Origin of the sequence: Allobosea sp. 2KB_26 (assembly GCF_052115715.1) — a bacterium.
Taxonomy (GTDB): domain Bacteria; phylum Pseudomonadota; class Alphaproteobacteria; order Rhizobiales; family Beijerinckiaceae; genus Allobosea.
On record NZ_JBFRHE010000001.1, the window covers coordinates 1283666 to 1294890 of the forward strand.

General features: G+C 65.0%; 13 protein-coding genes. 8 read left to right on the forward strand and 5 right to left on the reverse strand.

All coding sequences use genetic code 11. The annotated features are described in order from the left end of the window. Nucleotides 1–44: 44 nt before the first annotated feature. Nucleotides 45–1664 (forward strand): OpgD/OpgG family glucan biosynthesis protein, encoded by a 1620-nt coding sequence (locus AB4099_RS06250; protein ID WP_441477400.1) that lies wholly within the window; start codon nucleotides 45–47, stop codon nucleotides 1662–1664. A gap of 12 nt (nucleotides 1665–1676) precedes the next feature. Here the strand turns inward: AB4099_RS06250 and AB4099_RS06255 are convergent, their stop codons facing one another. Then, nucleotides 1677–1940 carry a hypothetical protein gene (locus AB4099_RS06255; RefSeq protein ID WP_441477401.1) on the reverse strand — a complete coding sequence of 88 codons (264 nt, stop codon included), beginning with the start codon at nucleotides 1938–1940 and terminating at the stop codon, nucleotides 1677–1679. Nucleotides 1941–2055: 115 nt separating this feature from the next. Between AB4099_RS06255 and AB4099_RS06260 the strand changes: the two genes are divergently transcribed. Genes AB4099_RS06260 through AB4099_RS06290 form a run of 7 tightly spaced genes read left to right on the forward strand, consistent with a single transcriptional unit; the run spans nucleotide 2056 to nucleotide 7163 of the window. Further along, on the forward strand, nucleotides 2056–2205 hold the full coding sequence (locus AB4099_RS06260; RefSeq protein ID WP_441477402.1) for a hypothetical protein: 150 nt from the start codon (nucleotides 2056–2058) through the stop codon (nucleotides 2203–2205). Nucleotides 2206–2219: 14 nt separating this feature from the next. Next, a complete protein-coding gene (gene aztA / locus AB4099_RS06265; protein WP_441477403.1) occupies nucleotides 2220–2954 on the forward strand; it encodes a zinc ABC transporter ATP-binding protein AztA in 735 nt (244 codons plus the stop codon). A gap of 24 nt (nucleotides 2955–2978) precedes the next feature. Continuing rightward, nucleotides 2979–3854, forward strand: a complete 876-nt coding sequence (locus AB4099_RS06270) for a metal ABC transporter permease (protein ID WP_441477404.1) — start codon at nucleotides 2979–2981, stop codon at nucleotides 3852–3854. 37 nt (nucleotides 3855–3891) lie between these two features. Continuing rightward, on the forward strand, nucleotides 3892–4833 hold the full coding sequence (locus AB4099_RS06275; RefSeq protein WP_441477405.1) for a metal ABC transporter substrate-binding protein: 942 nt from the start codon (nucleotides 3892–3894) through the stop codon (nucleotides 4831–4833). A gap of 42 nt (nucleotides 4834–4875) precedes the next feature. Further along, nucleotides 4876–5838, forward strand: coding sequence for a CobW family GTP-binding protein (locus AB4099_RS06280; protein WP_113511017.1), 963 nt, complete (start codon nucleotides 4876–4878; stop codon nucleotides 5836–5838). 14 nt (nucleotides 5839–5852) lie between these two features. Then, nucleotides 5853–6860 carry a WD40 repeat domain-containing protein gene (locus tag AB4099_RS06285; RefSeq protein WP_441477406.1) on the forward strand — a complete coding sequence of 336 codons (1008 nt, stop codon included), beginning with the start codon at nucleotides 5853–5855 and terminating at the stop codon, nucleotides 6858–6860. A 3-nt stretch (nucleotides 6861–6863) separates the two neighbouring features. Next, nucleotides 6864–7163, forward strand: a complete 300-nt coding sequence (locus AB4099_RS06290) for a hypothetical protein (protein WP_441477407.1) — start codon at nucleotides 6864–6866, stop codon at nucleotides 7161–7163. A gap of 28 nt (nucleotides 7164–7191) precedes the next feature. Here AB4099_RS06290 and AB4099_RS06295 read toward each other — a convergent pair whose 3' ends face one another. The 4 genes from AB4099_RS06295 to AB4099_RS06310 all read right to left on the reverse strand — a co-directional run bounded on the left by AB4099_RS06295 (nucleotide 7192) and on the right by AB4099_RS06310 (nucleotide 10957). Then, nucleotides 7192–7596 (reverse strand): (deoxy)nucleoside triphosphate pyrophosphohydrolase, encoded by a 405-nt coding sequence (locus AB4099_RS06295; protein WP_113511015.1) that lies wholly within the window; start codon nucleotides 7594–7596, stop codon nucleotides 7192–7194. 175 nt (nucleotides 7597–7771) lie between these two features. Then, the gene (locus tag AB4099_RS06300) at nucleotides 7772–8698 is read right to left on the reverse strand and encodes a DMT family transporter (protein WP_441477408.1); all 927 of its coding nucleotides are present in this window, start codon (nucleotides 8696–8698) and stop codon (nucleotides 7772–7774) included. Continuing rightward, a complete protein-coding gene (gene argJ, locus AB4099_RS06305) occupies nucleotides 8679–9929 on the reverse strand; it encodes a bifunctional glutamate N-acetyltransferase/amino-acid acetyltransferase ArgJ (RefSeq protein WP_441477409.1) in 1251 nt (416 codons plus the stop codon). The genes AB4099_RS06300 and argJ overlap by 20 nt, the downstream gene beginning before the upstream one ends. 167 nt (nucleotides 9930–10096) lie before the next feature. After that, on the reverse strand, nucleotides 10097–10957 hold the full coding sequence (locus AB4099_RS06310; protein ID WP_113511012.1) for a peptidylprolyl isomerase: 861 nt from the start codon (nucleotides 10955–10957) through the stop codon (nucleotides 10097–10099). Nucleotides 10958–11225: the final 268 nt, after the last annotated feature.

Consider the following 11225-nt stretch of genomic DNA (forward strand, 5'->3'; position numbering starts at 1 on the left):
GCCCGGACAATACTCCCCCAGAAGCCTCCGAGATCCGTCTGACAATGCACGCCCGCACGAAATCGCCCTCCCTGGATCGCCGCACGCTGCTCGCCGGCGCAAGCGCCACGGCGGCGCTCGCCGCGCTCGGCTTTGCCCCGGCGGCCCTCGCGCAACAGGGCCTGAAGCTCGGAGAGGCAGAGGCGTTCAGCTTCGAAGGGCTGAAGGCGCGTGCCCGCGACCTGGCGAGCAAGCCCTATGCGCCGCCGCCACCGCCGCGCGCCGATATTCTGGAGCGGATCGACTACGACGCCCATGGCAAGATCAAGTTCAAGCCGGAGATGGCCTTGTGGGCGAACGGCCCCTCCCCCTGGCCGGTGACCTTTTTCCATCTCGGCCGGTATTTCCAGAAGCCGGTGCGCATGCATGTCCTCGACGGCGGCAAGGCGCGCGAGATCGTTTATGAGGAGAGCTATTTCGAGATGCCGGCGGATTCACCGGCGCGCCAGTTGCCGGCGGGCGCGGGTTTTGCGGGTTTCCGCTTCCAAGAGAGCCGCTCCGGACATCCCGGCCGCAAGGGCGAGAAGCTCGACTGGCAGAAGAATGACTGGGTCGCCTTCCTCGGCGCCTCCTATTTCCGCGCCATCGGCGAACTCTATCAATACGGCCTGTCCGCCCGCGGCCTCGCCATCGATCCGGCTGTCGGCGGAAAGGCCGAGGAATTTCCGGATTTCACTCATATCTGGCTGGAGACGCCGCAGGCCTCGGCCGAGTATGTCGTTGTCTATGCCCTGCTCTCCGGCCCCAGCGTTGCTGGCGCCTATCGTTTCCGCATGCATCGCGGCAAGGGCGTCGACATGGAGATCGAAAAGGCGATCTTCCTGCGCAATGACGTCACCCGGCTCGGCATCGCGCCCCTGACCTCGATGTACTGGTACTCGGAGACGGCGAAATCGACCGCCGTCGACTGGCGCCCCGAGGTGCATGATTCCGATGGCCTCGCACTCTGGACCGGCTCCGGAGAGCGCGCCTGGCGGCCCCTCAACAACCCCAGCCGCACCACTGCCTCGTCCTTCGTCGACAACAATCCGCGCGGTTTCGGCCTGATGCAGCGCGACCGCGAGATCGGTCATTATCTTGATGGCGTCTTTTACGAGCGCCGCCCCAGCCTCTGGATCGAGATGATCGGCCAATGGGGCAAAGGCGCCGTTCAGCTCATCGAGATCCCGACCGACGACGAGATCCACGACAATATCGTCGCGATGTGGGTGCCCGAGGGCCCGGCCAAGGCCGGAGCCGCCTACGAATTCCACTACAAGCTGCATTGGCTCGCTGACGAGCCCTTCCCCTCGCCGCTCGGCCGCGTCGTCGCGACACGGCTCGGCAATGGCGGCCAGCCCGGCACCACCCGGCCAAGGGGCGTGCGCAAATTCGTGGTCGAATTCAAGGGCCCGGTGCTCGAGAACATTCCCTTCGGCGTGAAGCCCGAGGTCGTGCTCTCGGCCTCGCGCGGCTCGTTTTCCTATGTCTTCGCCGAAGCCGTGCCGAACGACGTGCCCGGCCATTGGCGCGCGCAATTCGACCTGACCGTCGAGGGCACGGATCCGGTCGAGATGCGCTGCTTCCTGCGTGGCGGAGACACGGTACTGACCGAGACCTGGCTGTACCAGTATCTGCCGTTCTGAGCGGGGACCGTTTCAGCCTTCCATCTGGCGTTTCCGGACCCGATCCACCGACACGAACAGTGTATTGGCTGCGCCGGGCTCGACGCTGAACACGTCGAAGCTCGGCGCCTCCGGATGGTCGGCCGGCATGTGAAGCGCCGCGGCGCCCTTGCGGCCGGCAAAGGCCATGATGCGGAAACTCAGCCCGCCAGGCAGACCGATCTCGATCGCATCGGCCGGAATCTCCGTGACGACGCCGTCCCGGACGGCTCTGAAGGTCACTCGGTCACCACTCACGCGCGCGCTCCGGTTCTGCTGGCATTGACCATGGTGGATAACGCCACGGCCGGAAGCCAACAACAATCGCGATCTCGCTTGCCCCGGAGATCGCGTAACATTATATCATTCACCCATGAGCCATTCGCACCACCACCCTGCGGCCACTGCCCTCTCGGAAGATCCGGGCTGGTCTCTGCTGCGGCTTTCGGCGGCGGGGCGGCTCGGGCTCGCGCTCGGCATCATCGCCGTGCTCTGGCTAGCCACATTTGCAGTCATCTCCTGACGAAAGCAGCCTTCGTGCCCGCCATTCGCCTCGATGATCTCACGCTCGGGTATGACCGCCACCCGGCGGTTCATCACCTCTCGGGCGAAATCGCCGCCGGAAGCCTGACCGCGATCGTCGGACCGAACGGCGCCGGAAAATCGACGCTGCTGAAGGCTATTGCCGGCGCCTTGACCCCGCTCGACGGTCGCCTGACCCTCGCCCGCGGCAAGCGCCTCGCCTATCTCCCGCAATCGGCGGAACTCGATCGTTCCTTCCCGATCCATGTCTACGATCTCGTCGCCATGGGGCTGTGGGGCAAGGCCGGCATCTTCGGCCGCATTGGCATGGGAGTTCGGACCAGGATCGAGGACGCCATCACGGCCGTCGGCCTGACCGGCTTCGAGCGCCGCCCCATCGGCAATCTCTCCGGCGGCCAGATGCAGCGCGCGCTCTTCGCGCGCCTTCTGCTGCAGGACGCCGACATCATCCTGCTCGACGAACCCTTCACCGCCATCGATGCCCGCACCACGGCTGATCTGCTCGCCTTGGTTCAGCGCTGGCATGGTGAGGCGCGCACCGTGGTTGCCGTCCTTCATGATATCGAGACGGTGAAACGGGCCTTTCCCGAGACACTGCTTATGGCACGCGAGGCTGTCGCCTGGGGCGCGACCAATGACGTCCTGACGCCTGAAAACCAGCTCAAGGCCCGGCGCATGGTCGAGGCCTTCGACAGCCATGCCCCCGCCTGCGACCGCGACGCGGCCTGAATCCTCCCCAAATCTGGCACGCCGATGCTCCACGATATTTTCATCGGCCCCTTCGCCGAATTCGACTTCATGCGCCGGGCTCTCGTCGGCGTCTTCGCGCTCGCTGTCTCCGGCGCGCCGATCGGCGTCTTCCTGATGCTGCGACGGATGAGCCTGACCGGCGACGCCATGGCGCATGCGATCCTGCCCGGCGCGGCCATCGGCTATCTCGTTGCCGGGTTCTCGCTGCCGGCCATGACGATTGGCGGTCTTGTTGCCGGCTTTGCCGTGGCGCTCGCGGCCGGCGCGGTCGCTCGGCTGACCGTGATGAAGGAAGACGCCTCGCTCGCCGCCTTCTACCTGATCTCACTGGCGCTCGGTGTCACCATCGTCTCGCTGCGCGGCTCGGCGGTCGACCTTTTCCATGTCCTGTTCGGCAATGTGCTGGCGCTCGACAACGATGTCCTGCTGCTGCTCTCGAGTGTCGCGACACTGACCCTGGTCATGCTGGCGCTGGTCTATCGTCCTCTCGTGCTCGAATGCGTCGATCCGGGCTTCCTGCGCTCTGTCAGCCGCTCCGGCGGTGTCGTGCATCTCACCTTCCTTGGCCTCGTCGTGCTCAATCTGGTTGCCGGCTTCCACGCGCTCGGCACCCTGCTTGCGGTCGGGTTGATGATGTTGCCTGCCGCCGCAGCGCGCTTCTGGACAGCCGACATCACGCGGCTGATCCTGCTCGCCTCCGGCTTCGGCATCCTGTCCGGCTATGCCGGGCTGGTTCTGTCCTACTCGGCCGGCAGCAATCTTCCCGCCGGGCCAGCCGTCATTCTCTCCGCCGGTGCGCTCTATCTCGGCTCGCTCCTGTTCGGTACGCAAGGCGGGCTCGCACGACGGCTCTTGCCTCGTTCCCATCTCCAGCGCTAGTAATGTTATAGTGTTTCATTATCTGCTGGAGAGCCGCATGTTGAATCGTCGTCATCTCATCGCCGGGCTCACCGCGGGATTGGCCCTTTCGGCCGTGCCGCCGATCGCGCGCGCGCAGGAAAAACTGCCGGTCGTTGCGAGCTTCTCGATCCTTGGCGACTTCGCCAGGGAGATCGGCGGCGAACGCGTCGCAGTGACGATTCTGGTCGGGCCCGATGGCGATGCCCATGTCTATTCGCCGACGCCGGCCGATGCGAAGAGCATGACCACAGCAAAGCTGGTGCTGGTCAACGGGCTCAAATTCGAAGGTTGGTTGTCCCGGCTGATCAAGTCCTCCGGAACGAGCGCAACCGTCGCGACGGCGACGCAGGGGATCTCTCCCCTGAAGCTGAAGGACGACGATCATGACCACGGCAAGTCGGGTGGCCATGATCATGCGGGCGGGGACGATCCTCACGCCTGGCAGAGCGTCGTCTACGCCAGGCTCTATGTCGCGAATATCCGCGATGCGCTGAGTGCAGCCGACCCTGCGGGAAAAGCGACCTACGAGGCCAATGCAGCGGCCTATCTCGGCAAGCTCGATGCACTTGAAGGCGAGATCCAGGCAGCGGTGGCTCGCATCCCGGTCGACCGGCGCAAGGCCATCACGTCGCACGATGCCTTCGGCTATTTCGTCAAGGCCTATGGCATTGAATTCGTTGCGCCACAGGGGGTTTCGACCGAGGCCGAAGCCTCTGCCAAGGACGTGGCGCGCATCATTCGCCAGGTGAAGGCACAGAAAATCCCGGCGGTTTTCCTCGAGAATATCACCAATCCGCGGTTGATCGAGCAGATCGCGCGCGAGACCGGAGCCAAGATCGGCGGCCGGCTCTACTCTGACGCACTCTCGACCGCATCCGGCCCTGCCGGGACTTACATCGAGATGATGCGACACAATATAAGGCAAATCGAAAAGGCGCTCGGCACAGGCGCAGCGTAAGCTGCGCTCGCGAGCGGCACTCGGCAGCAATCAGGTCGTCCCATGTCTGAAAAGATCCCCGTTACCGTGCTCACCGGCTATCTCGGCGCCGGCAAGACCACGCTCCTCAACCGCATCCTCACCGAAGACCACGGCAAGAAATTCGCCGTGATCGTCAACGAGTTCGGCGAGGCCGGCATCGATGGCGACCTGGTTGTCGGCGCCGACGAGGAAATCTTCGAGATGAACAACGGTTGCATCTGCTGCACCGTTCGCGGCGATCTGATCCGCATCCTCGACGGGCTGATGAAGCGCAAGGGCAAGTTCGACGCGATCATCGTCGAGACCACCGGCCTCGCCGACCCGGCGCCCGTCGCCCAGACCTTTTTCGTCGACCAGGATGTCGGCGATGCGACTAAACTCGACGCCGTCGTCACCGTGACCGACGCCAAATGGCTGAAGGACCGCCTGAAGGATGCTCCCGAGGCGAAGAACCAGATCGCCTTTGCCGACGTCATCATTCTCAACAAGACCGATCTGGTCACGGCCGAGGAACTGGCCGGGGTCGAGGCCGCGATCCGCGCCATCAACCCCTATGCCAAGCTGCACAAGACGACACGCTGTGACGTCGCGATCGACAAGCTGCTCGATCGCAATGCCTTCGATCTCGACCGGATTCTCGACATCGAGCCCGACTTCCTCGAGTCCGGCCATCACCATCACCATTCCGATGACGTCCGCTCGATGTCGTTCACGATCCCCGGCGATGTCGACCCCGACAAGTTCATGCCCTGGATCAACGACATCTCGCAGGCACAGGGCCCGAACATCCTGCGCTCCAAGGGCATCCTGTCCTTCAAGGACGAGCCGCGCCGCTTCGTTTTCCAGGGCGTTCACATGATTCTCGACGGCGATCTGCAGCGCGACTGGAAGGCGGACGAGAAGCGTGAATCGCGTCTCGTCTTCATTGGCCGCGATCTCGACGAGAACGAGTTGCGCAAGGGGTTTATGGCCTGCGCGGCGTGAGCTAAAGCCACGCCATGGACACGCAGACAAAACCCGTTTCGCTCCGCGAGCATGTCGTCCCGGTCACGGCCGGCGAGCATGTTGTCTCCGCCTCATGGCTCAAGCAGACGCTGGCGTTCGCACTCGCCGATGGGCGCGTACTGCGCTGGCGCGACGGTGAGACCGAGAGCATTGACGCCCATGCGGGCGGTATCCTCTCAGCCTGCTCCGATGGTGAGCGCCTGATCAGCGGCGGCGATGACGGACGTGTCGTCGCCACGGCGGCCGAGGGGGAGCCGATCGAGATCTATCGCGACGCAAAGCGCCGCTGGATCGATGCCGTGACGTTCTCAGGCTCGGGCGCCATCGCCTGGAACACCGGAAAGACCGTCCATGCCCGCGACGACAAGGGCAAGCTCCGGTCCTTCGACTTCGCCTCGACGCCGCAGGGCCTGGTCTTTGCGCCGAAGGGGTACAGGCTCGCGGTCGCGCAGATGAACGGCGTCTCGCTCTGGTATCCGAACACCGAAGCGAAACCCGAGTTCCTGGAATGGAAGGGGTCGCATCTCGACGTGACCTGGTCGGCCGATGGCCGCTTCGTCGTCTCCTCGATGCAAGAAAACGCCCTGCATGGCTGGCGTCTCGGGGACAAGCCGACGCATATGCGCATGACGGGCTATCCGGCAAAGCCGCGCTCGCTGTCCTGGTCGCATGACGGGCTCTGGCTCGCCTCCAGCGGCGCGGATGCGGCGATCATCTGGCCCTTCCAGGGCGAAGGCCCGACCGGCAAGGCGCCGCGCGAGTGCGGCGCGCGCCATGCCAAGGTTACCCGCGTCGCCTTCCATCCCAAGGCACTGGTCCTGGCCGTCGGCTATGACGATGGCTGCATCCTGCTGGTCCGGCTGACTGACGCCTCCGAGCTGCTGGTGCGCCCGCCGCTCAAGGCCAGCGGCATCACCGCCTTCGCCTGGGACAAGCTCGGCAAGCGCCTCGCTTTCGGCGCCGAGGATGGCGCTGCCGGCATCCTGACCTTGCCGACCTGAGCAATGCGCTTCGGCCTCTTCGGCAAGGACAATGCGGGCAAGGGCAAGGCCGACAAGGCCGTCGCGTCGGAAGCCGCCACCCGTATCAAGGCCGAAACGCGGGACCTTCTCGGCCTGCCGGAGCAGGCCGCGATCGCCGTCAACGAGATCCTCTGTGCGGACCCCGCCTGCCCCGGTACCGAAACGGTGATCCTGGTGATGAACCCCGGTGAGAAGACCAGGGCCTACAAGGCGCAGACACCAATGGCGGAGCTGACGCGGGAGGCCTTGATCGTGACGTTGGAATTGGCCGCGGATCGCTAGCTGCGGCGACGCGGCCGCGAACCGCCCGTCACGCCCCCAAGAGATCGATCAGGTGCGGGATCAACGGCTCGTCGGCCGGCGGCATGGCGAGGTCCCGCAGCTTGCCCGGCCGGACCCATTTCAACGCTTGACCCTCTGCGGAGACGACCGCTCCTTCCCAGCGCCGGCAGATATAGAGCGGCATCAGCAGGTGGAATTCCGGATAGGCGTAGCTCGCGAAGGTCAGGGGCGCCAGGCAGTCCTCTTTCACGCTGATGCCGAGTTCCTCGGACAGCTCGCGGATCAGCGCCGGCTCCGGTCGCTCGTTCGCTTCGAGCTTGCCGCCGGGGAATTCCCACAGCCCGGCTAGCGACTTGCCCTCCGGACGCTGGGTGACGAGGACGCGATTGTCGGAATCGATCAGTGCACAGGCGACGACGAGAAGCAGTTTCACGAAGGCTCAGGTCCCGGAAAGGTGGCGAGGATGGGCTCACGCTCCTTACCGATAACCGCGGCCATGTCATAGGCCGAACCGTCTGCACGGGAGAGCGCATCCGCCTCGCGCCGGATCGTCGGGCCATGACACTCAGGCCCCGAGTATCAGGGCAAGAGCCGGCACTGGATGCGCCTCACGCCGTCTTTCCCCGTCGTGCTGTCGAGACCAGAAACACCCCGGCAAGGATGATGCAGCCCCCGACGAGCTGTCGCAATTCCAGCGTTTCCCCAAGGACGATCACGCCCATGACGGTGGCGACGGTGGGAACGAGATAGCCGGTCATGGCCGCCCGCGTCGGCCCTGCGGCACGGATCAGTTTCATGAAGATCGCCATCGGGACGGCCGTCGAGGCGACACCGAGCGCGAGCATGACAGGCAGGTGATTCTGGATCGGAAGCAATCCAGCGGGCCCGATGAAGACGAGTGTCAGCCCAAGCGCGACGAGCCCGGAGACGACCTGCTGTCCGAGCGCGAGGCGCGCAGGATTTCCGGCGGGAGCGGGCACGGCACGGACGTAGAGATTGCCGGCAGCATAGGCCAGCATCACACCGACCATGGCGGAGACGCCATAGGCTGTCGCGCCACCTGCGACCAGGCGCGGGCCGATCAGGATCGCGACGCCGACCATCCCAAGCAGCACGCCAAGCACCCGACGGCCGGAGAGCCGTTCCTCCGCGAAGAGAAAATGCGCGAAGATCGCAGTCACCAGCGGGCCGGCGGCCTGGATCATCGCGGCAGGCCCGCTGGCAAGCTGCGTCAGGGCATAGGCGACGAGCACGTTCGGCACCCAGCCATTGGTGGTGCCGAGCACGAGCCAGTGCCGCAGTTCATGTCGCCGTGGCAACGGGCTCTGTCCGAGGAAGCTCACCCAGAGGGCGAGCGCCGTCGCCCCGAGCAGACCGCGCCCCGCCGCGACGGCGAGCGGAGGCACCTCGCCGCTCATCAGCTTGATGAACAGGAAGCTGCAGCCCCAGAAGAAGGAGCAGAGGAAGAGATTGCCGACGATGAAGCTCCGGCTGGGTTCAACCGGAGCGGTCGCCTCAGGAGCGATAATCGCCATTGATTTCGACATAGGCCTTGGTGAGATCGCAGGTCCAGACGGTGGACTTGCCCCGGCCCAGCCCGAGATCGGCCGTAATGACGATGTCGTCGCCCTTCATGTAATCGGAGACGGCTGTCTCGTCATAGGACGGCGCGCGAGCACCCTGCTTCGCGACAGTGATGTCGCCGAAGGAGATGTCGAGCCTGTCGCGATCGGCCGGCTCGCCGGCCTTGCCGACGGCCATGACGATGCGGCCCCAATTGGCGTCCTCGCCGGCGATCGCGGTCTTGACCAGCGGCGAATTCGCAATCGAGAGCGCGACGCGCTTGGCAGAGCGTGCCGAGGTCGCGCCGGTGACCCGCACCTCGACGAATTTCCGCGCACCTTCGCCGTCCTTGCAGACGAGATGGGACAGCTCGAGCAGCAAGGCATTGAGTGCACGCTTGAAGCCGGAGAGGCGCGCATCATTGATTTCGGTGATCGCCGGCACGCCGCGCGCCGCCGCCTTGCCCGTCGCGAACAGCATCAGCGTGTCGGAGGTCGAGGTGTCGCTGTCGACTGTGACGGCATTGAACGAGCCCTTGACGCCCTTGGAGAGCAGCGCCTGCAAGACCGGCGCAGAAATCGGCGCATCGGTGAAGACGAAGGAAAGCATCGTCGCCATGTCGGGCGCGATCATGCCGGCACCCTTGGCAATACCGGCGATGACCACCTCATGCCCGTCGATCTTCGCCTTGCGCGAGAGCGCCTTCGGGAAGGTGTCGGTGGTCATGATCGCCTTGGCCGCATCAATCCACGGGCCGTCAGCCGCACGGGACGCGCAGTCCTTCAGTACGCCCTCGAATTTGGTCGCGTCCAACGGCTCGCCGATCACGCCCGTCGAGGCGATGAAAACCTCCTGCGGCTTGCAGCCCGCCGCCTTGGCGGCGATCTCGGCTGTCAGCTTGACGGAATCGCGGCCTTTGAGCCCGGTAAAGGCATTGGCATTGCCGGAATTGACGACGATCGCACGCGCCTTGCCTTGAGCAAGGTTCTCGCGGCACCAGTCGACCGGCGCGGAGGGGCATTTCGAGCGGGTGAAGACTCCGGCAGCCTGCGTGCCCTCGTCGAGCAGCATGAAGACCACATCGGTCCGCCCCTTGTAGCGAATGCCCGCTTCGGCGGTGGCAAAGCGCACGCCCGGCACGGCCGGAACCTTTGGCTGGCGCTTCGGCGCGAGCGGGGAAACGGGAACATCCTTGCCAGCCATCGAAGCGTCTCCTGAAACGAGGCGTCCGATGTGCCGCAGCCGCGGGCGGAAGACAAGGGTTGGAAATGCAGACCCCAAACGCGTGATGCCCGGGCGCGGCCCGGGCATCACGTAACAATTCTGTCTGAATCTCCCGGACCAGACCGGGAACGCAGCAGATCAGCCGCTCAGGGCTTCTTCGGCTCGGCGGGCTTGTCCGCTGGCTTCTCGGCCGGCTTGTCCAGCCGCTCGACCTTGGCCTTCTCCCGCAGCGCCAGCACGACGTCCTGCTGGGCCTTGCGCTCGAGATACTGGTCGATCTGCGGCTTGACCTCCTCGAACTTGGGCAGCGGCTTGGAGCGCTTGTCCTCGACCTTGATGACGTGCCAGCCGAACTGGCTCTGCACCGGATCCGAGATCTGCCCCTTCTCGAGCTTGAAGGCGGCTTCAGAGAACTGCGGCACCATGCGTTCCTTGGTGAACCAGCCGAGGTCGCCGCCTTCCTTGCCCGAACCCGGATCCTTGGAGAGCTCGGCCGCGACCTTGGCGAAATCCTCGCCCTTCTTCACCCGGGCCGCGGCGTCCTTGGCCTTGGCTTCATCCTCGACCAGGATGTGGCGCGCATGCACCTCTTCCTCGGGCGCCATGGCCTTGACGGTGTCTTCGAAGAGCTTCTTTGCCGCTTCCGGCGTCGCAGCCTTCTTGGCCTCCCGCGTCAGATATTCGTCGAGCAGCACCTTCTCGCGGTAATAGGCGAGGCGCGACGCGAAATCCGGCCCCTCGGCGATCTTGGCAGCAACGGCAGCCTTGGCGCCCAGCTTGAGGTCGACGAGGTAGTTGATCACCTCGTCGCGCTTGCGGTCCTCGGGAAGCTGCGCGAGGCGCTCAGCCAGATCCTCGCTGGCGAGCGTCATGTCGCGTTCGGTGATCGCGATTCCGTCGACCTTGGCCACGACCTTGTCCGCCTGAGCGAAGGCCGGCAGGGCAAGCATCGGTGCGCCGGCCAATGCGAGCCCAAGCGGCAGCATGGCGAAACGGGACAATTTCATCGGGACGGCCTTTCGCTGATGTCCAGAATAATGCTGGCGCTCCACTGCCAGTTGAACACGGCGAAGGCAAGGCGATTGAGCCACTTAGAGGTTGCCTGAACGTTGCTTTTCGGTAATCCGCACGAGCTTTTTACATCCCTGCCACCGATGCCCTTGGCACCTGCGGTGCAAAACCCCACATCCCGGCGAGCGATGCCTCACGATCAGCGCGCCGGCTCCGGCAAAAGCGACGCTGGACCCCGCACCCGCACGCGTCTAAACACGCGGT